Source organism: Streptomyces sp. NPDC004788 (assembly GCF_053601115.1).
Map to the genome: position 1 here is coordinate 1 of NZ_JBSGBF010000059.1, position 25452 is coordinate 25452.

Genomic DNA, 25452 nt, shown 5'->3' on the forward strand with positions numbered 1-25452 from the left:
CCCGACCCACCCACTCGCCCCCGCCCCCGCGGGCGGGGCAAGCCCGGGTGGTCCCCGAGCGAGGGCACTCGGGAACCAGCCGGGCAACCGGCACCAGGGGGCGCCGGTCACCGGGGGAGAAGCAGACGACCCCACCGACCGCGAGCAGCCGAGCCCGAGCACGCCCGCCTTCCCCGACCGCAAGCCGCGCCGCCGCACCCGCAACCCGAGCGAGCGCACCCGCAAGACGACCACCCGCCTCTCCGACACCGAGAAAGCCGAGATCGTCGCGGCCGCCGCGCAGCGCGGCGTCACCGTCGCCCGATTCATCGCCGCCGCCAGCCTCGCAGCCGCCCGCGGTTCGACCGCCCTGCACACCAACGAACGACTCGACACGGCCATCGACGAACTCGCCGCCCTGCGTACCGCCCTGGCCCGGATCGGCAACAACATCAACCAGATCGCCTACGTCCACAACGCCGGCGGACAGCCCCGCCCCGGCGAACTCGACCACGCACTGAGCTTTCTGACCCGGTCCCTCGGTCGCCTCGACGACGCAGCGAACGACCTGGTGAACAGGCGGCTGTGATGGTTCCCGACATCGGACGCGGCTCCCGCACCCACGGACTCCTCGTCTACCTCTACGGTCCCGGCAGGCGCGAGGAACACACCGACGCGCACCTCGTCGGCTCCTGGGACGGCTTCGCCCCCGACCCCGGCCGCGACACCGACCCGCACGTCACCCTCGCCCGCCTCACCGCCGCCCTCGACCTCCGGGTCAAGCAGGCCGGCGACCGTGCGCCCGCCAAACACGTGTGGCACTGCTCGGTCCGGACCGCGCCCGGCGACCGGCGGCTCTCCGACGAGGAGTGGAACGCCGTCGCCCAGCGCATCGTCCACGCCACCGGCATCGCCCCGGGCGGTGATCCCGACGGCTGCCGGTGGATCGCCGTCCGCCACGCGGAAGACCACATCCACATCGTCGCCACCCTGGTCCGCGGTGACCTGCGCAATCCCCGCCTCAACTACGACTTCAACAAGGCCCAGGACGAATGCCGGCGCATCGAGAAGGAGATGGGCCTGCGCCGCCTCAACGCCGGCGACGGCACCGCAGCGAAGAACCCCACCAGCGCCGAGAAGTTCAAGGCCGAACGCACCGGCCGACCCGAGACCGCCCGCGAGACGCTCCGCGAAGCCGTCCGCCAGGCCGTCGCGGGAGCGGACGACGAGAATGAGTTCTTCACCCGGCTCCGCGAGGCGGGCCTGCGCGTGAAAGTGCGCCACGCCCCGTCCGGTGACGCGCTCGGCTACAACGTGGCCCTGCCCGGCGACCGCAACCGCCACGGCGAACCGGTCTGGTATCCCGGATCCGAGCTGGCTCCCGACCTGTCCCTTCCGAAGATCCGCCTCCGGCTTGCCGACGGTACCGCCGAGCGGGTATCACCTTCGTCCGCCGGCGGCCGCGCGGACTGGTCCCCGCCCGCCCGAGAACGACGGAGTGCCACCGGGATCGCCGAGCGTGCCGCCGTCCTGCTCGACGGCGACGACGATGAGGCCGCCGCCCAGCTCGTCGGCGTCGGAGAACTCCTGGACGCGGTCGCCCAGACCTCCCCAGCCGCCACCCGCGCCGAACTGGCTGCCGCGGCCCGAGCCTTCGAGCGGGCAACCCGCAGCCACGTCCGCGCACAGCGCGCCGACACCCGGGCTCTCCGCACGGCCGCCCGGGGCATCGTCCAGGCCGGCGGCGCACTCGGCCGGGGCGAAGACGGCGGCACCACCGCCATGCTCCTCTCCACCCTGGTCCTGGTCACCCTCGCCGCCGCCCGCTGGCACTCCGCCCGCGGTCACGCCCAGCAGGCCCACGCCTCCCGACAAGCCGCCGAGCACCTGCGCGCCGCCTACCGTCAGGCCGCCGCCACGCCGATGCGGGTGCTGCACGACCAAGGCCGTGCCCTCCCCGAGGCCCAACGCCGGACGCACGAGGCCACCGTCCGCGCTGCTCTGCCAGAGCAGGGCGTACGAGCAGATGGCACGTCGACGAAGACAGACGCCCTGGTCGCCACCCTCGCCCAGGCCGAGCAGGCAGGCCACGACCCCGAGGCCCTCCTGCAGCAGGCCATCGACATGCGCGAACTCGACACCGCCGCGGACGTGAACGACGTCCTGGTCTGGCGCCTGCGCCGCCTCGCCCAGCTCCCCGCCCACCCGGGCGAAGCGCCCCGTCGCCCACAGGCTGGCACCCGCCCGACCAAGACCGCGGCCAACCACACCAGTGAACGGAACGCACCCACGGTGGCGCCGCGCCCTGCCGGCACTGACCCGCACAGCCGCCCACCGCGCCGCTGATCAGCACCTCCGGAAGGCCGGCCACCGACCCACCGGACTCCACGAAATGCATGGACAGCCGGTTCCACTGGCTGTTACGGATGAAAACAGGAAGCACTCGACCGGGAGATGACGCTCGTGCTCAGAACCATCGACCGCACCACGGAGCCGGCACCCACGCTGCCCGTCCTTCCCACCGGCACCGACCCCCTGCTACAACTCCAGTACGAGACGCAGCTGGCCGACGGCCCCGGCGCGACACGCTGCGTCAGCCACCCACACGAACTCGCCCTCGGCGGCATCCCCGTGACGTGCTCGGCCTGCCGGGCCCGACGCGACTGGCTGCTCATCAACCACGGCCGCAACGTCTGGATCCGCTGCCGGTGCAGCAACCAGTGGCTCGAACCCGAGATCAGTCGCGCCGACTTCGAAGCCCTGATCGCCAGCCCGTACGGCACGACCTACCCCACCGTCGAGCAGGGCCTCGCCGTGCTCGGCTTCGACGGCCCCTTCGCAGGGAGCTACTTGGAGTAGACGACCAAAGCATCAGACGCCGACGGGGGCCTGGCATGCGCCGGAACCTGCGGTACGGCACCTGCCCAGAGACACGCGACTACATGAAAGTCTGGCCGACCCTGAACGCCGACAGCCACACTGACGGGGAAACTCCCCCCGGCTGTTGGATCCGTGGTTGTGGTGTCGACGGTCACGCAATTCCCCACGAGCCGTGCGTTCGGCTTCACGTAATTCCCCACCCCGCCGGACCAGATCCGGTGGCCGGCTCAGACCGTTACACGAGTGGGCCGCGCGTCGGCACGTCCGTAGGCGAGCACCTTGGCGAGGACATCGCGGAACCGCAGGACTTCCTCGGCTGGGGCTTCGATGACGGCCTCGATCTCGCCGTCGCTCAACCGCAGGTCCGCCAGCGCTTCGGGGTGGAGCGAGATGCGCAGGACGTTGCCTGTCAGAACCGCTTCGCGTACACAGCCGTACGCGGTCCCCTGCCCTGCAGTGACCAGGCAGTGCGTGTCCATGCCCAGAGCGACCTCCTGCCCATCCGGGTCTTCCTCACCTGCCGTGAACATCAAGATGAAGCCGCTTCCGTCCCCGCCCTCGGCCAGAGCTGCCTCAGTGAAGTACCCGTCATGGTCGATCTCGGTCGTGGCGACACGCGCAGTGAATCGGTACGTCATGGCGGGGTTCTATCAACGCGTTCAGCCGAGGCAGGATGCAGGGGCGGGCATCACGTTCCACCTCCAGGCGATGGTGCCATGACACGGACTCCGGGATCCCCCTGAGGAAGACCGTGAACTTCTGCCTGGGGAATTTCGTGAGCGCCCACATGTGGCCCTCAGTCTCCGTGCTGATGTCCCGCATTGGCGGCCTGAGTCCGCCAGTAGGCGATGTTGTTGGCGATTACGGATACGTCGGGGTGGGCAGGGTCAACGAGGCGTTGTATATCGGTGAGCATCCGGGTGAGTATGCGGACTGCTTCCCTGGGGTGGCCAGCGCGTCCGCGCCACATGGCGAGTTTGTCCAGTACTGACAGTGTGGCGACGTGATCAGGACCGAGGTGGCGTTCTATGTGGGTGAGTAGGGCATGGTAGGTGTCGCTTGCCGCCGGCGCGTTGCCCAAGGCGCCCTGCCAGTGGCCGAGGGCATCGAAGGTCTCCAGGGTCTGGAGGTGGCTCGGACCAAGGGCGCGTTCCTGATCGAGGAGGAGCTCTTGCAAGGCGGCGATGGCTGCCTCGGGTGCTCCTGCACGCCCACGCATGACAGCGAGACTGTAACGGGTGTTGAGAAGCTGCACGTCTTCTGCCGTGAGACGGTGTTGCTGATCGTGGAGGACGTCCTCCAACGCTTGAACTGCCTCGTGAGGCTTTCCTGCCCAGCCCAAGCACAGGGCATGGCTGTGTCGTGAGTTGAGTGTGTCACGGTGGCTAGGACCGAGGACTCGGGTTCTGTCGGCAGTGATGGAGGCGAAGCTTTCGGCTGCGGTGGCCGGATCGATTCTTGACTGCAAATGGGCGAGGTTATGGCGGGAGGCGAGCAGCTCCGGATGGTCTGGCCCCAGGATTTCGTCCATGTCGGCGATCAGCGCCTGATAACCAGCAACCGCTTTATCTGTTTCGCCCGCAGCTCCTTGCCATCGGGCGAGGCTTTGCCTGGTGGTCAGTACGCGCAGGTGTCGGCGTCCGAGAGTTCGTGTCTGGTCGGGTAGTAGCGCTTCCAGCAAGCTGACGGCCTGAGCAGCGTTGCCCGACTCACCCTGCCACCGGGCCAGATTGTGGCGGGCGGTCAGGGTGCCATCGGCGTCGGGGCCGAACTCTTCCTCCATAAGGGGGATCAGATCGCGGTAGGCGGCAGCGGCCCCTACTGCATCACCCGCAACACCCTTCCAATAGGAAAGGTTGTGGATGGTGGAGAGTATTGACCCACGGTCTGCTCCGTTGCGTTGTCGGACAGCCAGAATCTCAGCGAGGGCGGCGATGGTGCCATGTGTGTCGCCCGTCTCTCCCCGTTCGACTGCAAGGTTGTGACGAGTCACGAGTGTCTCGGAGGCTTCGTAGCCGAACAACCGGATGTGGTCCGACTCAAGACTCTGCAGGGTCTGGACCGCTCCGACGTGATCTCCGGCTCGGCTTTGCCAGCGGGACAGCTCGGCGCGGGCGGCAAGAGAGTGTGGGTGGTCGGCTCCAAGATGGTGGCGGGCAAGGGAACAGAGCGCGTCGAAATAGGCACGAGCCCCTGACACGTCGCCAGATTCACCTCCGCTTGTACCCAGCTTAAACAGGAGGATGTAGGCGGTGTCGTCCAGCCATAGAGGGTGGCTCTCGCCGTCCTGATCGTGGGCGGCAAGTGAGCGTGCGTTGGCTCGCAGCCGCTGTGCGTGGCCCTGGTCGTGCCCAGTGTCGGGCCAGATATCAAGCAAGGCGTGTGCAGCTGCCGGCAGGACGGCGTTCCTGCGCTGTGTCCGAACGTCGGGTGATGAACCAGGCAGTTGCTGTTCGCGCACAGCACGCTGGATGAGCTGGTGCACACGGACCAGCCATGCGTCATCACAGGCCTCGCCGGGGGTGTGATCGAGAAGGTGAAGCCGATCCAGTGTCGCTAGGGTGTGGTCGGCATCGAACTCGTCGACGGGCCGCTCTGTTCCGCTGCGCTCGGTTAGCCAAGCGCGGGCGGCCTCGCTGGTGAACAGCGGGGCAGGAATGCCGGTTGTCCCGTCGAGGACGGCAGCCAATTCCAGCATCGGCCGGGCCAGCATGCCAGTGTGATGGTCGGCCTGGTCGACGGAAATATCCCACAGCGCTGCCAGTGAGCTTGCTGCAGCATTGCCGCGCACGGCAGGGACCAGTCGTTGGAGGGTAAGCCGGCGGTCCGCGAGCAGGCGCCGGTAGCGAGCGATGCTGCACGAGGTGTTGTAGTCGAGGTATGCGGCCGCTCGCGACAGCGCCAATGGAAGGTGGCCGAGGTCATGGGCGAGTCCCGCCAGCTCCACGTCCACATCGGCGTCGCCGGGCATGGCTCGCTGTAGTGTGTTGCGCAGGTGGCTGAGGGACTCGTCAGGAGTGAAGACGCCAACAGGTAGGAAAGAATGGCCACTTGCCGTGGCGAGATCTGGCTCGCGGCTGCGCGTGGTGATGATGACCCTGCCGCGACCGGCCGTGTGTCGAGGCGGCCACAGTCCCTCCAGTGCGCCAGCGGACTGCACGTCGTCGAGGACGATGATCCAATTGCGATCGGTGACACGGAGCCAGTTGAGGAACTGCTCAGCGGCAGACGTGGTGGTCTCGCCACTGGGTACCAGCCTAAGCTCGCGGGCTGCCTGAGCGTAGGCGCCGGTCACGGCAGGAATGGTGTTTGCCGTCACCCACAACATCACGTCCGCTCCAAGATCTACCCCGTCGGTGGCGCGGCAGCAGTATTCGGCCGCCAGGGAGGTCTTGCCGACACCCCCGGTTCCCGTGATCACGCGCCCCCTGACGGCTGCATTCGCGGCCTTATCGTCTTCGGAGCCGTCCAGGGCACGTGCCAAGGTCTCGCGATGTGCCCGCTCGACGAGCACATCGATTGCGTCGGGGACTAGACCGATACGCAGCGGCCCTGGGTTGCGGGTGCTATCGCTCTGTTGCTGCTGGGCGCTGGGGCCTGATGTCGCAGTGTCGCGGGAAGCAGTGGTCCTGCTCTGCTCGGCCGCTCGACGCAGATCTTCCCACCGGGAGCGGGACCGTGGCCCGGGCCTCGGAGTGGCGCGGCTATCCAGGAGTTCGGTCAGGAAAGTAAAAGGCCGCCCGCCCCGCGGAACGCTCTGAGCGTTGAACCACGCGCTGAGAGTGCTCTTGGTCAGGGCAACGGGAGGAGACTGTTGCTTGCCACGCTGGATGATCTGACCGAACGTGAGCCCAGATGCTTGCCGGCTTGCCCTCAGTTCCTCGGCCAGGCGCGAGGCAGCTGCCGGGACGTCCATCTTGCCACTCCTCGTTCGTTCCGAACCTTCTCCGAACCCTATTCCTTGGCCGTCTGACCACCACTTCCCCGCAGTTCGGGGGAGTTGCATGTCGCCGAACGCCCATCCGAACCGGTCAGGTGGCGTGTGCGCCGATCGCTTGGTTGGCCGAACAACGGATAGGACAGGCAATGCGGAATCTCTGTCGAAAAGCGCGATATGTGTGGCACACGCCTAGATTGCGGCGGCGGGTGGCCACGGTCGTTGTGCGGTGGATGGCCAGTGCCGTGCTGAGGACGTTGGCGGGCCTCTTGTGGGGGTGGTTGACCAGCCGTTGATGAGCTTAGGACGGGGTTGGTCATCGCCCATCAGAAACGGGGGTGGGTGGAGTTTGATCCATCCGCAGCCTCGGCGCCCACGGAACCACCGCGAAGGGAGCTACCGATCGACGCGGACCGATGGAGAAGATGACACTTGTACCAGAGGTTCCTGATGCTCCCGAGCCCACGGGCACCGATGAGGGCGTGGGAGTCGACCCTCCGTGCGGATCGCTACGGAACCCTCGGCCGATTGGCTTCGAGCCCTGGAACGTGTCCGGCTTCCAGCGGGGGCGGTCCGACACACTGGTGCCGTCGGGAGCGGGTAGGCTGCCCCGGCTCTTGTGGGCCGCGGGGGACCTGGACACTGATGCCCAAGTGGGCGGCGACCTCCGGGTATCCCCGGAGCAGCTAGCCGGCCAAGGTGTCCTCCTCGTTCGTCGGGGATGAGGGTACGCACCTGCGGCCGGGCGTGCGGCAAGGCCGCCCCTGCCTGATGGGCGAGGGGCAGCCTTCCGCGGTTCTCGGTCAGATTCTGGCCAGGCGGTTCGAGAGGTCGAGGGCGTCGGTCGCGAACGCGAGGGCGGCGCAGAGGCCGGTCACCTCGTGCAGGGTCGGGCGGACCAGTCGCGGCCAGTCGTCCGGGGCGGCGGGCCAGGAGGCGAGGTGCACCTCAGTGGTGGCCAGGCCCAGGTGGGCGGTGACGTTCCAACCGGAGCGAGAGGCGGGCTCCCAGTGGAGGCGAATGCGGCCGAGGGGGAGCTTCGGGGTTCCGGCGGCGAGCCACGTTACGTCGAGTGGGCCGTCGTGGCGGGTGGAGACGCTCTGGACCAGCGCGCCACGCGCGCCGTCCGGCATGGGATGTGGGGCGAGGCCGTGCAGCGGGAGTATGTGCGACGAGATGAGAGCCTCCGGAGAGCGGGGGAAGCGGTCAGGACCAGGTGAGGGCGTCGCGTACCGACGTGGGGAGGTAGTCCTCTTGGCCGTCGTCGGGGATGAACGCCTTGCCGTCCTGGACGATGACCTCGCTCCCCAGGTAGTGGGTGAAGGGGAAGTCGGGGTTGACGGCGAGGCGGATCGGCAGGTCGAGGTCGAGGTCCTGGAGCTGCCGGAGCAGGTGGCCGACGGTCAGGTACTGGGGCAAGGAAGCCTCCGAAGGCGGTACGGGCGGGCGGGGGCGGCGAGTCAGGGAGCGTCGAGGCGGAGCAGGTCCCGGAGGACCTTCGGCCCCTGGGCGTGGCCGGCGAGGTGCCGTTTGCGGCACTCGTTGACGTAGCCCTTGCCGCGTTGCTACATCTCCCAGCCGCCGCACGAGCAGACGGCCTGGGTGTATGAGCGCCCCGGGCAGTAAGGGTGGAGCGGCTTGCCGGAGCTGGTGTGCTTGTGGTCCGCCGGGCAGAGGGTGCCGTCGGCGTGGTGGTTGGTGAGCGGGGCGTGGAAAAGCACGGTGAGTTCCTCGTGTTGGGGTAGGAGCCCCGGACGGCCGGGGCGGCGGACGTCAGGGCGCTCGGTCATTCGGAGAGGTCGCGTTGCCACTGACGTCGTTCGGCTCGGCGGGCGGCACGTCGGCGAAGGGGCTTGGCGCGGCGGCCGTACTGACCGGGCAGGTAGTAGCAGGTGCAGCGGCGAGCGAAGGCGCACTTACGGCGGTAGCCAGGACGGGTGGCCAGGAGCATGCGTGCGATCGGAGCCTCCTGCTGGGCCAGTGAGAGGGGACGGGGCCGCTCGGCCCGGAGCGGCGCGGTCCCGAACAGGTGCGGGTGGGCGAGACGGGCCAGTGGGGCCGCTCCGCTTACCGATTCAGCGAGAGGAGTGGGCGACGAGGGCGGCGACGAATCCGGCCACCGCCTCGGACCCACGCGCCGCCTTCGGCGGGCTGCACCTGGACCCGCCAGACGATGCCCAGCGTCCAAGCAGCGGGGTCCTCGGGAAGCCAGCCGACGTAGACACGGCCGTCTGGGCTCGTCGCGTGGACGTTGGCCTCCGGGGTGTCGACGACCGTCCAGTCGAGGGCGTGGAGGAGTTCGAGCACCGGGGTGGCGCAGTGGTCCGAGGAGAGCCAGTGGCGGTCTTCGGAGGCGGGGCGGAGGACGGCGGGCAGGAGGGTGGCGGAGGCGTTCATGGTTGGACGATCCCTTCGTTGACCTGCGGTTTTCCCGACACCCGTACGTTGACATGGGGGGTGCCGAAGTCCGTAGTCGTTTCCGGGGATGACCCGTCTGCCGTGGGCGAACTGGCCACGGCCAGGCGCCCAGGAGGCCGTCGGCGCGGGAATGGACCGACGTCCGGGGTTGTCGTAACCGAGTTACGGCGGCGGGCTGTACGGGGCCGAAGGGGGAGCAGAGTTGACGAAGCCGGGCAGACATTGGGATAGGGCCGGGCTGGAGCGCAAGATCCGCGCCGCTGGGCGGCCATGGACCGTGGGTGACATCGCTATGGTCGCCGACGGCCCGTGGGGCGTCGGCGCGCAGTCCGACAGGTGGGCGGACGAGGAAGCGCTGGTGGAGCACCGGGTCGCGGAAGGACGGCACGTCGAGCTGACAGTGGAGGAGCTGGCCCGCGTGGTGGGTGCCCGCGCCGAGGACGCCCACCATGACGAAGACCTTGCCTGACCGTTCAGCGGCGCGGCCCTGGTGAGGGTGCCGCCAGCCCGACGACAGCCGCAGGAACAACCTGGCCCGGGGCATGTGAAGCGAGCCCCGAGCGGGCGACAGCGGCCCGGGACAGGTTCGCCGCCGGCCCCCGGTCCGTGGTCGAGGCGGCTTCGCGCGCTTCGACCACACGCCGGATCGCCTGCACGTACGCACCGCTCTCCGCGAGCGCGACGCGAAGGTCGGCCGCCGAGCTGGAGAGCCGGTCCAGCTCGTAGAACGCCGGCACGTACCTGGGCCGGGTCATTGCGTGCAGACGGTCCTGGTGGACGGACACCGCGTTGTCGGTGATGGCCAGGGCCGTACGGATGTGCATGGCCGAGCGCAGGAGCGGGTCGTCGCAGGGGCGACGGACCGCGAGGACTTCCAGGACCTCGATGGGCTGACCCCAGGCCTCCTCGATCATGGAAGTGGCCTGGTCGAGCGCGGTGGTGTCGGGCATGAAGGAACTCCTGTTGTCCGGAGGGGCGGAGGGCGTCCGGGAAGGTCCGGGCGGTGGGTCAGCGGCCGTGCCGGGGAGCCGACGCAGCGGCCGACGGCCGGGCTGTCGCTGCGGGCGCGAGGGTGCTCGACCGCTTCTGCGCCGAGGACGTGGTGCGGCTCTGGGCCGCCATCACGCGCAGGTCGGCTGCTGTCCGCGGAGCGCGCGAGGCACGGCGTACGGCCTCGGTGACAGCGGTGCGGCGTACGTCGAGCGGAGTCGGAGAGCGAGAGACCCGGAGATCGGCGGCCGGGCCGACCGGGGGTCAGCGTGACGAGAGGCTCCATCTCGCGGTGGATCATGTGCCGTTCACGGACCACCGGGGCCGGACTGGCCATGACGGCCGCCGTCTCGGCGATCAGATGGGACGGGGTGCGGGCCGTGAACACCACCTCCGCCCGCGTACCCCAGCCCCGGGGACCGGCCCACAGCATGACGGTCTCGGCGTCCCGTCCGCCGCGAAGAGTGTCGATCTCGACACCTGCCAGCCCGTCGGGAGCGGTGATCTCGACGGTTCCGTACTTGGCTGCCCCTCGGCGCCAGCCGGCATCGAGCAGCGGCTGGACGGCATCGGCCCAGCACAACGACGGGTCCGCCAGGAAGCGTCCGTTGTTCTCGTACGGGTCGGATGCGGCGTAGTCCTGGGCCAGGGCGGTGGTGAGGCCGGCGACGATCTCGGCCGGGGTGATGTGGTTGAAGGTCGCCGTCCAGCGGGGCGTGGCGACGGCGTCCTCGGCCGCGGTGATCCTCCACAGCTCGAAGTCGTCGCCGAACCAGCCGATCCGGATCCGCTGGTCGGGAGAGGTGACGAGGAGCTGGCAGGGGCCCGTCGTCGAGGTAGTGGTGTGGCCAGTGGACCACGGGGGCGAAGCCGGCGTCTCCGGTCCCGTTGGAGCCGGCGAGATACTTGGGGCTGACCAGTACCTCTTCGTGGCGGGACGGGTCGGGAAGGGCGGACATGGTCGAAGCTCCAGGCGCGTGTGGGAGGAGGGGAACGCGCCCGCGTCCGCAGCGCGGTGAAAGGCCGGGGCGCACGCGGACGCCGTCGCGATGGCGGGGTGCCTCTGGTTCTCAGCGCCACCCGGATCACCTGCCCCGTCCCGGGGCCGACTGAGTGGTTACGGCAGTCGGCACCCGCGGTTGCGGCTGGGAGCCGTGGCTGAACAGGGCGCTCGGTACGGCAGCGCTCCGGCGCAGGGCTGCTGCGGTTCGGGCGCCGTCCGACCCCAACGGGACAGCGGAGTGGGTCCGCTGGGTCGTCGCGACGTGGACAGGGGGCGACGGGGTCCACCGGGTGGACCAAGGGGGCGCTCCAGCGCTCGACGGTCGCGTAGACGGGGCCCAGCTCCTGGCCGGCATCGGTCAGCGTGTAGGGGGCGCCGTGTTGCGGTCCCGTGCGGGTGACCAGGCCGTCGGCCTGGAGCCGGAGGAGGCGCTGCCGGGTGAAGGCGTCGGCCCGGCCGATGCCCTCGGCGATGTGGCCGAACCGCATCGGGCCGCCGTCGGCAAGGACTTGGATCAGGGCAGTGGAATGCCGTGGTCGTAGACGCCCTACAGCGTCCTCGACGCGTTCGGCTTCGGCCGTCGCGTCGGGCGCCAGGTAGATCCGGGACCAGTCGGCCAGCGTGCGGTGCACGTGCGTCAGGGACTCGCCGAGGGCACTGAGCCGGTATGGCGCTCCGTGGCGGGTGTCGGTTCGGGTGACCAGCCCGCCGGTTTGCGTGGCGGCCAGCCGCAAGCCGAGCACCTGCTCGCTGACGAAGGGGAGCTTGGCGGCGATGTCCCGTATTCGCATGGGGCGGCCCTCCTGGGCCAAGGCCATCACGGACCAAGTGGTCCACTTCGGTCCCATCAGGGCGAACGCGTCCTCGATGCGCTGGGCGTCGAACGAGTTGATGGGGAAGACGGGCCGGGCGGGGACGTGGGGCTGGTTCATTCGGCCGCCTCCATCCGGGCGAGCAGTGAACGGACCAGAGTGGGCAGTCCTCCTGGTTCGCCGCCGGTCCAGATCTGGTCGGCCGCCTCGTCGAGGACGTACGCGGCGTCTTCGATCATGCCGCTGGAGATTTCCATGCAGGCGTCGGTGATCCGGGAGGCCGCGAGCAGCGACTGGGAGAGCACGTCGACGTAGTCGCCCGGCGGGAGCCCTGCGGCCTGGGCGGCGGTGCGGATCGCCGTCAGCTCCAGCGCGCTGAGGGCGAAGTCGAACCCGTCTTCCTCCTCGGCGTCCTCGGTCGCGGAGAAGTCCAGATTTCGAGGTTCCGTGGGGATGCCGACGCGTGTGCAGATCTGGTCGACGGCGGTGGTCAGCTCGGCGAGGGACTCGGTGAGCCAGCCCAGCGCGGAGGCGTAGGAGGCCAGGGTGAACAGACCCGCCGGCCTGGCGGGACGCCGCTCGGCAGCCATGAACTCTTCGAGCCGGTCGGTCAGTTCGCCCACCACGTGCGGGCCGGCGGACAGCGCGCCCAGTACGGGGTGCAGGTAGGAGCGGCTGGCGGCCGTCGGGTACTCGGCGGCGAGGATTCCGGAGACGCTCTGCGCGGCCCCGGTGAGGAGGCCGGCCAGGTCGGTACGGGACAGCGGGGCACGATCAGTGGTCATCGCTGGGGGACCTTTCGGGAAGTGCCGGCCGTGGAGTGAGCCACTGTGGGAGGAGCTACCGGGGCGGCGGCCGTAGGGCGGCTTGCGGTGAGGGAGGAACGGGACCGAGCGGCCTGGACGCGGGCCTCGGCGGCGGAGGGCGTCTCGGTGATCTGCTGAGGGGCGGTGCGCAGGTGCGCCGAGCGGTAGACCGCGTAGTCCTTCCGGCTTCCGGCGGCGACGAGGTAGACCTCGCGCTTGTGGTTCGAGGTCGGCGGGGCCGGGCGGAACTGGATGACCATCCGGTAGGAGACGGAGGGGTCGACGTAGACCTTGTGGAAGCCGGCGAGGCGGCCCTTCAACGGCAGGCAGTCGTCACTTCCGTGGACAAGGTTCTGCAGTTCCAGCAGCGCCAAGTCGCGGATACGGTCGGGAAGTTCCCGAAGATCGGCGATGGCGTCAGGGTGTGCGGCGAAGGCGAAGCGGGCGCGGCTCACAGCAGCTTCCCCTGCACCGGACGCTGGACCGGTCCCGCCGGAGGCGTACGGGGGGCGTCCATGCTGGCCTTCGGCGTCGCGGAGACCCCGGCCGACCGGGCGAGGGCGATGCGGGCGACGCGGGCCCGGACGGCAGCGCCGTTGTGATCGCTGTACTCCGGCGGTTCCGGCAGCGGACCGCTGCGGTCGTCCAGCCAGGCGCGGGCGGCGCCGACGTCGGCGAAGGCGCCCTCGCGCATCGTGTACGTGCCGGCGTCGTGGTCCCACTCTTCGTGAAAGACCCGAATCGGTGCCTCGTTGGCGCGGGAGTCGCGCGTCAGTGTCCACGTCTCGCACGGGTCGGAGTCCGAGGTGTGGTTGTCGAGGACCTCGTATCGGGTGCCCGACTCGCGGATCTGCCGTTCGACCCACACCGTGAGGTCGTCGGCGGGCTTCAATAGGCCGTCGCGGACCTTGGCGATCTTCTCGGGCGGGCAGCCGCGTTCGACCAGCCAGTTCTGGGCGAAGGACACCGTGGCGTGGTGGCTCGTCTCCAGGGTGTACGTGAACCGGGTCAGGTCCCGGGCGACGGCGATCGCCATCACCTGAGGAGCGCCGGGTACTCCCCACGTGGCCGACTGGTCGTGGGCGATGACGAAGCTGTGGTAGCCGTTGGGCGTGGTGTGGTGCTGGGACAGCGCTGTCAGGTCGCCGGACCAGAACCTCTCCACGGCCTCCTCGGACGCGGCATCGGCGGGGGCGAGTTCGTCGAGATCGAAGTCGAAGGCGAAGTCGAAGCCGTCGCTCATGCCGTCACCCCCGGCTGCGCGGGGGCGGGAGTGGTCAGTACCCGGTGGTTGGGGCGGGTCGGGCTCGTCGTGCACGCGGCGAAAGGACCGTCCGGGGCGCGGAGGTGTACGAGGGCCTGGTCCAGGTGGTCGCGGTGCCAGGTCGACGGACCGGCCAGGCCAGCTTCGGTGTCGGTGAGCTGCTGCCACGCGAGCCAGAGGGCGTGCAGCCGGGCGACGGCCTCCGGGTGCTCGTGCCACTGTGCGCACCACGGACGCGTCGTGCTGATCTCCCGGCCGTACACCGGCAGGAGGAGGTGGTTCACCCAGTTGCTGAGGGCGGCGAGTTCGACGGCGTACGCCTCGCCGCCCAGGGCGAGGATGAACACCGAGGTGGGGCCGTCGGCCTTCTCGGGGCCGGCCGCCCCGGCTCCCGCAGCGCCGTCCGTCTGCTGATCGGCAGGAGGTACGGGATCGGGCTCGGAGCCGAGGCGGTCGAGGATGACGCCTTGGCGCCTGACCTCCGCGATGGTCTTGGCGAGGGCGCTGGCGAGGTCGTCGAGGTTCTCGTCGGAGACCCGGAACGGCTCAGGGCCGGGGGCGGGGGCGGTCGGGCTGGTGTCGGACATGAGAGCGTGCTCCATCTGTGAGACGGCGACATGCCCGACAGGATTCGGATAATCCGTGGTTTGGCCCGGCCGGGAAATCCCGGTAGGGAGCCGCTACCCGGCCGCGCAGCGCGGACAGCGCGGGAACGGAGGTGCCAGCAACTGCAGAGCCCGAGCGGCCTGTTGGGGAACGACGCCGTTGCCGAGCGCGGTGAGCTGAGCCGGGCGTCCGAGTCCCGGAGTGGCGGTGACCCAGCCGGCGTCGAGGCCCTGCATCCACTCGACGAAGTCGGCACGGAGCCGACCGGCCGCGTCGGTGGGCGCCGGCGCGGGGCGGGTGAGTGTCTCCCATCGGGTGATGGCGGCTGCGTACGGTCCCCATCGCGGCTCGACTCCTCGGCTTCCCGGGACGGCTCCGCCCACAGCGGCAGGACCACCGCCGACAGGGGAGGTCGCCACCCCTTGCCGGGGCGACGGCCCGGGGTGCCCGTGTCGCTGGCCCTCGGTGTGGGCAACAGCGATGCCGCCGCACTGGGCAGGGTCATGTCCCCATTGCCGTGCCGCTGGTTGGGTGAGCCCTTGATTCCGTCCGACGCCTTCGGGGTCGGCAGCAGGAGCCACTCGACCTCGTCGGCCAGGTTCGGGCCGTGGCCCCCGCTCTTCCTCTTGGCCGGGTGCTGGGAGCCGCCGTTCTTGCCGATGTTGCTGGTCGGCGTCTTGAGCAGGGTCTCCGGCGGGCCAGGCCGTGAGGAAGGTCCGCTCGCGCCGGTGCGGGGCTCCGATGTCAGAGGCGCGAAGCACGAGCCATTTCGCGTCGTACCGGAGATCGGCCAGGGATCCGAGTACGGCACCGAGTGCCCGCAGAGGAGGCTGACCTGCGGTGTCTCCCAGACACCACGGGCAGGGTTCCACGTCGCCAGGGGAACCGGCGGGGGAGGTGAGGAGGCCGCGCACATTCTCGATCACTACCAAGCAGGGTCGGAGGGCCTCGACCGCACGGGCGACGTGCAGCCACAGCCCCGATCGGGTCTGGGAGTTGAGTCCGGCCCGGCGGCCGGCGACCGAGACGTCTTTGACAGGGGAAGCCGGCCGTCAGGACGCACACGCGGGGGACGGTGGACCAGTCGACGGTGGTGATGTCGCCCAGGTTGGGGACGCCGGGCCAGTGGCGGGTCAGGATGCGAGAGGCGTTCGGATCGACCTCCGCGTGCCAGGCAAGCGCGCCGCCGAGAGCGGCCTGCACCCCCAGGTCGAGGCCGCCGTACCCGGAGCAGAGGGACCCGATCAGCGGAGGGCGGGAGATGGTGGTGGGCATGTTACCGACCTCGTACGGTCCGGGGCGCGACAGCCGTCGCCGGTGCCGGCACTGCGGGGGTAGCCGGTACGGCCTCGTACATGGGGGTGGTGGTCCGGCCGAGGGCTGCCCGGAGCCGCCTCGACGGCGGCGAGACCGACGTCGAGGCGGCGTGCAGGGAGTCGGCTGCCTCCCGCAGGGCCGTGTTTGCCATCCCGAGCGCCTCGTCGATCACCCGCCCCGCCGCCTCCCAGGCATCCCGCGAGTCGGGTAGGTCGTGCAGGTGCTCGGTCCGTTCCAGGAACGCGAGCTGCTGGGCCACTTCCCCGAGGGCGGCCGCCGCCTCACCGGCGGGTCGTACGGCGACGGAGAAGCTGGAGACGGCGAGGGAAGTGCGGGAGCTGTGGTCCCTGTTGGCGGTGCGGAACAGGACCTCGTCGCCCAGCTCGGTGATCAGCTTGCCGAGTTCGGAGAGCTGCTGGGCGACGGCGACGCTGCCGGGAAGGCGGTGAGGGTCGCCGGGGACCGGGAGCTTGCCGCGCTGGGCATCGAAGGCCGACGCCATGGCACGTATGGCCAGAGCATCGGCGAGAGGGTTCGTGGTCACGAGGAACTCCTGTACGTGAGGACGAGCGGTGGATAAGGGTGTGTCAGCTGTGGTTGCGCGAGGGCGGGCGTGCGGCGGTCGGGGTGGGCCTGGGGCCGAGCCGGCCCGGTGGAGACGGCGCGGGGCGCGGCGTACTGCGGGTGAGGGCCGCGTGCACCCGCGCCGCCGGCGGCCCGCCTGCGGAAGCGGCGGTCGTTGGCGCCCGTGAAGCCGGCCGGCCGGTCGCGGTTTGCCAACGGGCGCGGACCTCGTCGAGCGGGCCGAGCGCGTGCAGGGCGTGGTTGATGAGCCGCCCAGGGGCCAAGGCTTCGTCCTCGGCTAGGGCGCGGACGGCGCGGGCGGAGGCGGCTGCGGTGCGAGTGAGGGAGGAACGCATTACCTGCTTGCCGAGCCACTCGGCGTCACCGGCCCCCACGCCGTCGCAGATAGCGGCGAACCGGTCTTCCGACAGCGTGCCGCCGGCCAGCAGGCCGCGCCGCTGGGCCTCCCAGAGCAGGGTGATCCGGTCGATGGGCTCGCCCCGGTGGTGCAGCGCCCCGAGGCACCGGTAGAGCTGCCCGTGGACCGGGTCGGCGAAATCCCCGGGACGCAGCCAGTCCACCACCTCACCCATGGCCCCCGGCCGCTCGACGAGGACGGACAGAAGGAACTCCTCGTCCTCGGCAACCCGATCGGCCTGAGCCGGCGGAAGAGCAGGCGGGTCGGGGGCCTGCGATGTCGCGGGCGCGACAGGGCGCGGTTCGGTGCCCCACCGCCGGGCGAGATCGGTGAGTACCCCCGTCAGGACGTCCGTGTGGTGCAGCGCTCCCTCGACCTCGCCTCGCACAGCGCCCGCGCGAGCTTCCTGGTGAAGTCGGATCGCGTGCTGGGCGACAGTGCGATGGATCGCGCCCTCCAGCACCATGCGGCCGTACACCGGAGCGTGCGCCGGACGCGGACAGGCCGAGACCAGGAGATGGGCGTACGACGCGGTCAATCCCCGGACATGGAGGCCGGCCTCGGCGACCGCGTCGGTCACCCACGACAGCGGCACCGGACCCTCGCCCTCTACCGCGGGGTGGCCATCGCCTCGGAGATTGCTCAGTGCGGCGAACAGCGCCTGGTGGACCGGCCGGTAGAAGTGATCGGGCGCGAGCCACTCCAGGTGCGAGAGCTGGCCCGGGTCGAGCAGCACCGCGCCGAGGACCGCCTGCTCGGCCTTCAGAAGCGGGTTCATCGACGACCTCGCGTGTTGGAAGCGGACGGCTCACTCGGCCGGGCACGCAGATCGGCGACCGCCCGGTCGGCGGCGGCCACCGCCTCGGCGAAGCCGTCCAGCACGGTGGTGAATGCGGGATCGGCGACGGGAACCGACCCGGCATCGGCGACCAGCCACCATCGGCCCTCGCGCAGGACGGCCGGCGACTGCGCGAGCCGCGCGGAACGCGGCGTGGGCGCGCTCATGCCGACAGCCCGAAGTCGTCGTGGCCGACGGTCTTCGCCAGGGCCCGCTCGGTGATCGCCTTCGTGGCGCGGGCGGAGGCCGGCCCGACCACCTTGGCGGAGGGCTCCTTGTACCAGGGCCGGATGCTGAGCATGGCGATGCGCAGACCGGTGGCCAGCAGCAGCACCTTGCCCTTGGGCAGGGCGCGGATCGCGTCGGGCGGCAGGATCCTCTCGGTGCGCATGCTCACCGAGGTGGACTTGCCGCTCTCGCTCGTGGAGACCGAGACGGTCTGGACGTCGTGGTCGCCGACCTGTCGGCTGAGGCGGTCGGCGAAGTCGGCGTCGTCGATGCCCGATCCGACGATCTTGACGGTGGCGGCGGACCAGAGGGCGTCCATACCGGCCTCGCCCCAGCATCGCTGGCCCTGCCGGTAGGACTGCAGGATCGTCATCGGGATGACACCCCGGCTCCCCAAGTGCGAGTACAGGTCCGGGAGGTCGCTGATGCGGCACACGTTCGCCGCCTCGTCGAGGACGCACAGGGCGGGCGGGTCGAGCCGTCCACCGGATTGCTCGGCGACGACCACGGCCGCGCGCATCACGGCGTCGGCCGCCGCCGCGATGATCGCCGACGCGCTGCCGCCGCCGTCCTTGCTCAGCAGGTACAGCGTGTCGCGGGAGGTGGCGAAGGCAAGGGGCTTGAACTCGGGGAGGTCCTTGCTCGGGGTGACCCAGGCGGCCACCTGCGGATCGAGCAGGCAGCTCGCGTACTGCCTCGCCGTCTCGTAGATGCCGTCGCGGGTTTCGGTCGCGCCGGAGACGGTGCCCTGGAGCTGGGCGGCGACGGCGTCGTGGCCGGCGTCGGTGAGCAGGTCGACCGGGGTCCGGTCGGCGGGGGAGGCGAGCCAGGCCAGCACGTCGGTGATCGGCCGCCGGTGGCTCGCGGCGGCCAGGAACAGGGCGCCGAGCGTGTTGGACGCGGCGGTGGACCAGAAGTCGGAGCCACTCGACTCGTCCACGCTCGCCGCGACGAAGTGCCCGGCCAGCCGCTTCGCCCCTGCCAGGTCGCGGGCGTCGGCCAGGATGTCCCACCACATCTCACGCGGATGGTGGGCGATCTGCTGGGGGTCGAGGGTCCAGACCGTGCCGACCTCGGCACGGGCGTCCACCGTCGCGGTGAACGCGTCGTTCGCCGCCTTGTTGGAGGTGAGCAGGACCGGGCCGGGAGCCGCGAGGATCGCGGGGATCGCCAGCCCGGAGGTCTTCCCGCTTCGCGGGGCCATGATCGCGACGATCACGTCCTCCCAGGAAGCACGGACATCGGCTCGACCGGGATCAAGGGTGCCGAGCAGGATGCCGCGGTCGGCGGGAGCGACCTCTTTTACACTCCCGGCCGCTCAGGGACGGCCGCAGGCTCTTCGCCTTGGCGGTGATCTCCTTGTCCAGCAGCGGCGTCAGGTCGCTCTTGCGGGCGAGACCGTTCTTGGCACCGGAGCGCCAGCGCAGCCACAGCACCAGGCCAGTGGTGAGCAGCGCCAGGGTGAGCAGGCCGGGGACGACGCGGACGCCGACCAGCAGAGCGGTGGAAGTCAGGGCCGGCCACAGCGCCTCGGGGTGCAGCAGGGCGTCAGTGGCGCGGAACGGGGTCCACGGACCGCTTCCGACGAGGGAGTTGGTGAGGTTGCCGGTCAGCCAGGCGAGGGAGCCGAAGGCCATGGCGGCTCCGAGGGCGCCGAACAGGAGATAGAGGAGCGCGTCGGAGCCGGTGGTGGTCGACGGCGCACTGGTGCGCGGGGAAGGCACGGGAAGTTCCTTGGGGTGCGAGCGGGCGGGGCGGAGCGCGCTCGGCTCTCGTGCAGCTCACGGGCCTACTCCTTGCGGATCGAACGGAATGCTTCATCGCGAGCGGGGGGCGGGATGCGCCGCGGATGGGGGTGGCGCGATGGACGGCGGGGCGCTGGTGCCGGTGTTGGTCTGGGCGGCCACGGGGGAGACCTGGTGGGCAGCGGCCAGCCGTCGGGCCTGGGGATCGACGGCCTCTCCGACGTAGCCGACGGCCAAGGACGGGGCGATCGAGACGCGATACCCCATGTCGGCCAGCATGCTCGCGGCAGAGGAGGCGAGCCGCCGGTCCGGGCCGACGACGTGCGACGCGAGGCTGTAGGAGGCGGGATCGCCCGGGTCGCCTCGAGCTCCACCCGCAGGAACGGCGCTGGGTCTCGTGCCGGAAGGCAAAGGCGGCGGAGTCACGGCAGCACCGGCGGGGACAGCCTGTCGGCGAGAGGCGAGAGGCGAGAGCCGTTGCGGGCGGCGGGGCTGCCGGCGGTGACGCCGCATGAAACACGTAGGCGACAAGGCCGGCGGATGAAGCGGACGAGGAGATCACCCGATCACCGCCGAGGAGCGGAGGCTCGCGGCGGGCGCGCAGCCGCACGGGCATCCATGAACTCGATACCGAAGACCGAGACGACCTCGGCCTTGGCCGCCGCAGGCGAAACGGCCAACGCCGCGCTCTGGGCAGCAGGCAGATCCGAGGACCGTGTCCGCGTCTCGGCCTGGAACCGGGACGGCCTGCCGACACGACGCAGCTCGTCCTCCGAGTCGACGAGCTCCGACTGCGCCGAGCTGACAAACTCCGCCGCGAAGCCGAACCGGTCAGCCAGCGCGTACGCCTCGTCGTCGAGGTCGGTGATGTGCTCGCTCGCCGCCTCCAGCGCCTCCCGGACACGTTCCAGGGCCCCGTGCTCGGGGTGAAGAAGCTGGTCGACCGCTTGCCGAAGGTCTGCCCCGTTCTCGGTCGACCTGATGCGGTCCGTGATCTGAAGGAGCGCGGCTCCGGCGGCATGGGGCCCAAGGGGATTCGCCGGAGTACTTATCCGGGCCACGTCCAGGGAAGGAGCGAGATCGACGCCGTAACGGGCGGCACGGAGCATCTCGGCTGCGTGGCTGGCGATGGCGACCTGGTCGGCGACCGGGGTGGTGGTGGGAAGCCGGTGGCGCCGGCCGTGCCAGTCCTCGATCTGCCGGAAACCAGCGTGCTTGAGGATCAACGCGGAAAGATCATCATTGGCGCCCTTCGCCACGACACTGCCGCTGGCCTCGGAGGAGATGGTGATGAGAGGGGCAGGCACAGCAGTCTCCTGGGCACGGGGAGTCGGATGGGGTGCGGTGGGCAGGTCCCCCAGCTCGGCCGCGATGCGACGGCACTCGGTCTGGAGGCGGAAGGCGTCGCGATAGCCCTGGTGCAGGCCGCCGTCCTCACGAGCGAGGGTGGCCACGACGTGCACCTGCCGGGGCTGGTTGCGCAGGGCGATCCATCGGCAGGCACCAGGATCGCCTTCCGGGGCGATCCCGACGGCGGACACCAACCGGCGGGCGACGACGGCCCACTGCGCGTCAGTGAGGTCCCGCAGGTGAGGATCGGAACGAACCGAGCAGACCCACGTCGGCCGGACGGGAGCACGGGCCCCGAGCCGCTCGACCGGAGCGTCGAGAGCCTGGGCCAGGTAGGGGAGCGAGCCCGGCTCCGCGAGCAGCTCGATCGGCGCCCCGTGACCGTCGCCCGCGATCAGCCGGGGATTGACGTGGACACCGCCTTCAGCCGGCCCGTACAGGTACGCGAGCAGGCTGGCGGTGTCGCTGGTGCGCTGCAGGTGGGCGATCACGGTGTCTACCTCGAAAGAGAAGGAAGAAACGGGGGCCGGGGAGAGGGACCAACAGGGAGAGAATCCGCAGGATTCGGGATTTGGCCCGGCCGGGGATCCCTGATAGAGGCCCTGCTCACCCGGCCCCTGGCCCGGGCGGGAGAGGAGGGCACCGGTGCCCCGCCGAAGCGGGGCAGGGGACAGCTAGAAGTGGGGGTTCTCGATGGGCCGGTCGGCGTCAGTGGCGGCCCGGAGCAGCTCGGTGAGGTCGTCGGGTTCGGAGGAGCGCTGGTCGATCCACCATCCGGCGCGGGTGATGGTGCGAGCGGTCTCCTCAACCTCCTCCCACTCCGTCTCGGTGGTTTCGCCTTCGAGGACCAGGGCGGTGTAGGCGGCAGCCAGGATCTGGTGGCGGCAGCGCACACCCCAGGGGACGGCGCGCTCGGTTCCCTCCAGCGGAGGCATCCGGTACTGCTGCGACCAGGCTTCGGACTCGGCCTGCTCTTCGGCACGTTTGGCCTTCACCCAGGCGGCCTTGTCCTGCTCGCTGTTCTCCCTGGAGGCGCGCCAGCAGTCGCTGCACTCCTGGCTGGCGAGCCACTCGGCGAAACCCGCGCGGCGGTCGGCCGGTCGATTGGACAGGTCACGGTCGGCCTTGTGGCCGCATGAGTGGTTGATCGGCCAGATGGTCTTTACGGCCATGGGAGCTATTCCTTAAGGGAGTTGGGTCAGCGGTCGCGGGTGAACGCGATGCGCGGGTCGACCGGCCGGGCCGCCGCGACGGAAGTGGCGGGAGCCGACGCTGGCGCCTTGCCCGGGAGATTGGCGAGCGCCGGGCTGTCGGTGAGCGCGGCGGCCACGATCGGAGAACTACGGCCAGCGCCCTGGATACGGTCGCGGGACGAGGTGGGCGCGGGGCGGTGGCGAGCCGCTACGTCCTGGGCGAGGCGGGGCTGCACCGCAACCTGGACACCGGAACGGTGCAGGGCCAGCGTGGCGTCGGCGACCTTCCCCAGGGCCTCGTCGCGGCTGGCGCCGGGCAGTGTGTAGATGTCCAGGCGGTGATCGTGCCGCCAGCCGTGTTCGACCAGGGCGAGTCCGGTGAGTCCGGAGGCGCGGCTGTCGATGGCCGCGACGATGCCGAGCCGTGGATGTTCGGCGAATGCGACATCGGGCTCGACGGACCGAGCCCGGTACGGGCCGGGCCCCGCGCCGGGGCCCAGCGAGGAGTTGAACACGGCGTCCGTGTCGACCCGGAAGCCGGCGTTGCGCAGCAGCGCGACGGCCCGGGTGGCGCGGCCCTGCCCGTCATGCTGCTGGTCGGTCAGGGCGTACAAGGTCGGCTCACCCAGAACGGGGAGGAAGTCGAGCCGTTCCAGCATCCAGGTGCTGGCGGCGAGGTTCTTGGGGTTCGCGGCGACGATGCCGTAGTCGGGATGGCGGCCGACGGTGACGTCGGCAAGCGGTTCTTCGGCGGAGATGGGCATCACGGCTGATCCATCCGATGGCTCGATGACGATGGGGGCGAGGAACGGAACGGTTCTGCTGGTGAGAGGCATGTGGCGTACTCCGAGACGGGACGGGCGTCAGCGGGAGCGCCCGGGCACCGGTGGGCCGGGTGTCGGTGGCGCCGGGGGAGAAGCGGGCAGTGCCCCGCGCTGCACGGAGGCGGATCGGGCGAGGGCTACGCGTGTCTGTTCGGTCCGCGAGGACTGTTCGCGGTCCGCTCGGCCGACCAGGTAGTCGGCGGCCCGTACGAGGGCCGGGCCGCGGATGGACAACTCGTCGGCGTAGTGCCAGCCGTCGGAGTTGCGGTCCTCCTCCGCCTGGCTCTCGTAGAGCTTCCGGGAGCCGGGGAGTGAGGCGTCCATGAGGGCCATGATCTGGTCCCACTCGCGCTGGAGCTGGCCCGCCCGTTCCAGGGTGGTCTCGATCCCGCGCAGCCGGCGGAGGTCTTCGCTGGCCGGCCCCTCGACGTAGTCGGCACCACGGGCGGCAGTGCGGACGCCGGCCAGGACCTCGGGACCGTGGGCGAGGAAGACCTCCACGTGTTTCCACGCCTCGGCGTCGCGTTTCACCTTGCCGTCCTCGTATCCCTGCTCGTCGACGGGCCAGCCGTCGCCGTCGCAGAAGGAGTCCGAGACCGCGTCCCAGGCGTCGGACGCCTCCCTGATACCGGCGGCGGCGGAGGCCAGCGCCGGGATGTGCCTCCGCCACGCCAGACGGTCCGTGGCCGCAGGCAGCTGATCTTCGGCCAGGCCGGGAGAACTGGAAGAAGCAGACATGATCGATCCTCCAGACAGGCCCTATGCCGACATGCGGGCGTCGGTGTCGAACAGTTCGCGTTCGGCCGGGTGCAGGATGTGCTGCGTAATGAAAGACCGGCCCGCGACCTTCCACAGGCCCCGGCCCTTGGTCAGGGCGGACACCGCCTGGGTCTCGACGCCGGTCAGGCCGAGCAGCGACGCGGCGGCGGCGAGCTGGTCGGGCTCCTGGCGGTAGATGATGCGGGTCGAGCAGTCGGCCAGGAGGCCCTCGGCCAGCACCCGGCCGCGCGAGCCGGCGTCGCCCGCGGAGAGCAGATCCGACAACCGGTGGATCACCATCAAGTTCGCGATGCCGAGACCACGGGAGAGCTTCCACTGGCTCTGCATCCGTTCGAGCAGGCCGACGTGCCTCATCAGCCGCCACGCCTCGTCGTAGATCACCCAGCGCCGGCCGCCGCCGGGGTCGGCGAGGGCGGACTCCATCCACGCGCTCGCACAGGTCATCGCAAGGACCAGGGCGGTGTCGTCTCCCGAGCCGCCGAGGCGGGAGAGGTCGATGGATAGCATCGGCGCGGTCGGATCGAACGTCACCGTCGAGGGGGCGTCGAACATGCCGCTGAGGTCGCCGTGCACCAGGCGGCGCAGGGCGTGCGCGAGGTCCTGGGCGGCCGACCCGAGGTGCCCGGCCTGGTGGCCGAGGGCCCGGTCGAGGCGTTCGGGCGAGCCGAGGGCGTGCGCGATCTCTCCAAGCAGCGGCACTGTGCCCCGGGCGGCGGCCTCGGCGACGACCAGGTCGAGGGCGACGTCCAAGGCGGTGTGCTCCATCGGCAGCAGGTCGCGCTTGAGGACGGTGCGCGCCAGGCCGGCCAGGAGCAGCAGACGCCGCTTGCGGACCTCGGTCGCCCAGTCGTCCTCGTTGACGGATGCGGGCCGGGCCGGGGCATCCAGTGGGTTCAGCCGGCCTGGGAGGCCGGGGCCCAGGGCAATGCTGTAGCCGCCGAGGGCCTGTGCGACGCCGGTCCACTCGCCCTTCGGGTCGCAGGGGATGTAGATCCGGTAGCCGTGGGCGATCGATCGGGTGGCGATGGACTTCGCCAGCGCGGACTTGCCCATGCCGATGATCCCGGCGAGGACCGCGTTGGGGTTCGTGAAGCCCTCGATCCGGCCGCTGCTGTACAGCGAGAACGGATCGAAACAGAAGGCGGCTTCGGCGTGGACGTCGCGGCCGATGAAGATGCCCTCCGCCCCCAGACCACCTTCGGCCACGAAGGGGTAGGCCCCCGAAGCCGTGGCGGTGGTCATCCGGTGGGCGGGCAGGCTGAGCTTGCCGCCCCGGGCCGAGGCCGGACCGGGACGACCGGTCGGCGGGTAGGTCGGCCGCAGCTCCGGGGCGAGGGTTTCCTCGGCGCGGTGCTTGGTCGGTGTCCCGGCGAGGCGCGCCTGGCGGCGGGCCTCGGCGAATCCGGCTCGGGCGGCCCTCTGCTGGGCCCGCGAAGCCTTGTGCGGCACGTACAGGGGAGAGGCGCTGGCGCGGGTACGGGGCATGAACGTTTCTCCAGA

26 protein-coding genes and 3 pseudogenes are annotated in these 25452 nt (G+C 70.6%); 4 read left to right on the forward strand and 25 right to left on the reverse strand.

All coding sequences use genetic code 11. From position 1 onward, the window contains the following. The 3 genes from ACWEJX_RS23965 to ACWEJX_RS23975 form a co-directional block, all read left to right on the forward strand. Positions 1-568: plasmid mobilization protein (locus ACWEJX_RS23965; protein WP_451609457.1), on the forward strand; the 568-nt coding region annotated here is incomplete at its 5' end. Further along, a complete protein-coding gene (locus ACWEJX_RS23970; protein WP_451609458.1) occupies positions 568-2325 on the forward strand; it encodes a relaxase/mobilization nuclease domain-containing protein in 1758 nt (585 codons plus the stop codon). The genes ACWEJX_RS23965 and ACWEJX_RS23970, both read left to right, overlap by 1 nt. Positions 2326-2433: 108 nt before the next feature. Then, complete coding sequence (locus tag ACWEJX_RS23975; protein WP_451609459.1) at positions 2434-2838, forward strand: hypothetical protein; 405 nt, start codon at positions 2434-2436, stop codon at positions 2836-2838. Positions 2839-3086: 248 nt separating this feature from the next. Here the strand turns inward: ACWEJX_RS23975 and ACWEJX_RS23980 are convergent, their stop codons facing one another. The 6 genes from ACWEJX_RS23980 to ACWEJX_RS24005 form a co-directional block, all read right to left on the reverse strand. Then, positions 3087-3497 carry an Imm10 family immunity protein gene (locus ACWEJX_RS23980; protein ID WP_451609460.1) on the reverse strand — a complete coding sequence of 137 codons (411 nt, stop codon included), beginning with the start codon at positions 3495-3497 and terminating at the stop codon, positions 3087-3089. Positions 3498-3655: 158 nt separating this feature from the next. Then, on the reverse strand, positions 3656-6775 hold the full coding sequence (locus ACWEJX_RS23985; protein ID WP_451609461.1) for a tetratricopeptide repeat protein: 3120 nt from the start codon (positions 6773-6775) through the stop codon (positions 3656-3658). A gap of 824 nt (positions 6776-7599) precedes the next feature. Beyond that, positions 7600-7929, reverse strand: coding sequence for an esterase (locus ACWEJX_RS23990; protein WP_451609462.1), 330 nt, complete (start codon positions 7927-7929; stop codon positions 7600-7602). A gap of 73 nt (positions 7930-8002) precedes the next feature. Further along, positions 8003-8215, reverse strand: a complete 213-nt coding sequence (locus ACWEJX_RS23995) for a hypothetical protein (protein WP_451609463.1) — start codon at positions 8213-8215, stop codon at positions 8003-8005. A 146-nt stretch (positions 8216-8361) separates the two neighbouring features. Then, positions 8362-8517, reverse strand: a complete 156-nt coding sequence (locus tag ACWEJX_RS24000; RefSeq protein ID WP_451609464.1) for a hypothetical protein — start codon at positions 8515-8517, stop codon at positions 8362-8364. A gap of 346 nt (positions 8518-8863) precedes the next feature. Next, positions 8864-9193: a DUF317 domain-containing protein gene (locus tag ACWEJX_RS24005; RefSeq protein WP_451609465.1), complete on the reverse strand. Its 330-nt coding sequence runs from the start codon at positions 9191-9193 to the stop codon at positions 8864-8866. A gap of 298 nt (positions 9194-9491) precedes the next feature. On the opposite strand from ACWEJX_RS24005, the gene ACWEJX_RS24010 reads away from it, so the two are divergent. Further along, on the forward strand, positions 9492-9683 hold the full coding sequence (locus tag ACWEJX_RS24010) for a hypothetical protein (protein ID WP_451609466.1): 192 nt from the start codon (positions 9492-9494) through the stop codon (positions 9681-9683). Between the two features lie 4 nt (positions 9684-9687). Here the strand turns inward: ACWEJX_RS24010 and ACWEJX_RS24015 are convergent, their stop codons facing one another. The 19 genes and pseudogenes from ACWEJX_RS24015 to ACWEJX_RS24105 form a co-directional block, all read right to left on the reverse strand. Beyond that, positions 9688-10164, reverse strand: coding sequence for a hypothetical protein (locus tag ACWEJX_RS24015; RefSeq protein WP_451609467.1), 477 nt, complete (start codon positions 10162-10164; stop codon positions 9688-9690). Further along, positions 10125-11255 carry a DUF317 domain-containing protein gene (locus ACWEJX_RS24020; protein WP_451609501.1) on the reverse strand — a complete coding sequence of 377 codons (1131 nt, stop codon included), beginning with the start codon at positions 11253-11255 and terminating at the stop codon, positions 10125-10127. The genes ACWEJX_RS24015 and ACWEJX_RS24020 overlap by 40 nt, the downstream gene beginning before the upstream one ends. Positions 11256-11569: 314 nt before the next feature. Then, positions 11570-12139 (reverse strand): annotated as a pseudogene (locus tag ACWEJX_RS24025) (winged helix-turn-helix transcriptional regulator); the annotation flags it as partial. Further along, positions 12136-12804, reverse strand: coding sequence for a hypothetical protein (locus ACWEJX_RS24030; protein ID WP_451609468.1), 669 nt, complete (start codon positions 12802-12804; stop codon positions 12136-12138). The pseudogene ACWEJX_RS24025 and the gene ACWEJX_RS24030, both read right to left, overlap by 4 nt. Next, positions 12801-13280 (reverse strand): hypothetical protein, encoded by a 480-nt coding sequence (locus ACWEJX_RS24035; protein WP_451609469.1) that lies wholly within the window; start codon positions 13278-13280, stop codon positions 12801-12803. Before ACWEJX_RS24035 ends, ACWEJX_RS24030 begins: the two co-directional genes overlap by 4 nt. Beyond that, entirely contained in the window at positions 13277-14068 is a 792-nt protein-coding gene (locus ACWEJX_RS24040; RefSeq protein WP_451609470.1) for a glycosyl hydrolase, read from the reverse strand. Before ACWEJX_RS24040 ends, ACWEJX_RS24035 begins: the two co-directional genes overlap by 4 nt. Then, positions 14065-14676, reverse strand: coding sequence for a DUF4913 domain-containing protein (locus ACWEJX_RS24045; protein WP_451609471.1), 612 nt, complete (start codon positions 14674-14676; stop codon positions 14065-14067). Before ACWEJX_RS24045 ends, ACWEJX_RS24040 begins: the two co-directional genes overlap by 4 nt. 93 nt (positions 14677-14769) lie before the next feature. After that, positions 14770-15672, reverse strand: a complete 903-nt coding sequence (locus ACWEJX_RS24050; RefSeq protein ID WP_451609502.1) for a DNA cytosine methyltransferase — start codon at positions 15670-15672, stop codon at positions 14770-14772. A 115-nt stretch (positions 15673-15787) separates the two neighbouring features. Continuing rightward, a pseudogene (locus ACWEJX_RS24055) lies at positions 15788-15970 on the reverse strand (DNA cytosine methyltransferase); the annotation flags it as partial. Between the two features lies 1 nt (position 15971). Then, on the reverse strand, positions 15972-16556 hold the full coding sequence (locus ACWEJX_RS24060; RefSeq protein ID WP_451609472.1) for a hypothetical protein: 585 nt from the start codon (positions 16554-16556) through the stop codon (positions 15972-15974). A gap of 43 nt (positions 16557-16599) precedes the next feature. After that, positions 16600-17772 (reverse strand): DnaB-like helicase N-terminal domain-containing protein, encoded by a 1173-nt coding sequence (locus ACWEJX_RS24065; RefSeq protein WP_451609473.1) that lies wholly within the window; start codon positions 17770-17772, stop codon positions 16600-16602. Further along, the gene (locus tag ACWEJX_RS24070) at positions 17769-17999 is read right to left on the reverse strand and encodes a hypothetical protein (RefSeq protein WP_041132489.1); all 231 of its coding nucleotides are present in this window, start codon (positions 17997-17999) and stop codon (positions 17769-17771) included. Before ACWEJX_RS24070 ends, ACWEJX_RS24065 begins: the two co-directional genes overlap by 4 nt. Further along, a pseudogene (locus ACWEJX_RS24075) lies at positions 17996-19784 on the reverse strand (type IV secretory system conjugative DNA transfer family protein). The gene ACWEJX_RS24070 and the pseudogene ACWEJX_RS24075 overlap by 4 nt, the downstream one beginning before the upstream one ends. 93 nt (positions 19785-19877) lie before the next feature. Then, the gene (locus tag ACWEJX_RS24080; RefSeq protein WP_451609474.1) at positions 19878-20072 is read right to left on the reverse strand and encodes a hypothetical protein; all 195 of its coding nucleotides are present in this window, start codon (positions 20070-20072) and stop codon (positions 19878-19880) included. Between the two features lie 299 nt (positions 20073-20371). Next, a complete protein-coding gene (locus ACWEJX_RS24085) occupies positions 20372-21646 on the reverse strand; it encodes a hypothetical protein (protein WP_451609475.1) in 1275 nt (424 codons plus the stop codon). Between the two features lie 183 nt (positions 21647-21829). Beyond that, entirely contained in the window at positions 21830-22327 is a 498-nt protein-coding gene (locus tag ACWEJX_RS24090) for a hypothetical protein (protein ID WP_451609476.1), read from the reverse strand. 26 nt (positions 22328-22353) lie between these two features. Beyond that, on the reverse strand, positions 22354-23112 hold the full coding sequence (locus ACWEJX_RS24095; protein WP_451609477.1) for a hypothetical protein: 759 nt from the start codon (positions 23110-23112) through the stop codon (positions 22354-22356). A 99-nt stretch (positions 23113-23211) separates the two neighbouring features. Then, positions 23212-23910 carry a hypothetical protein gene (locus tag ACWEJX_RS24100; RefSeq protein WP_451609478.1) on the reverse strand — a complete coding sequence of 233 codons (699 nt, stop codon included), beginning with the start codon at positions 23908-23910 and terminating at the stop codon, positions 23212-23214. Between the two features lie 21 nt (positions 23911-23931). Next, on the reverse strand, positions 23932-25437 hold the full coding sequence (locus tag ACWEJX_RS24105) for an ATP-binding protein (RefSeq protein ID WP_451609479.1): 1506 nt from the start codon (positions 25435-25437) through the stop codon (positions 23932-23934). Positions 25438-25452 lie beyond the last annotated feature (15 nt).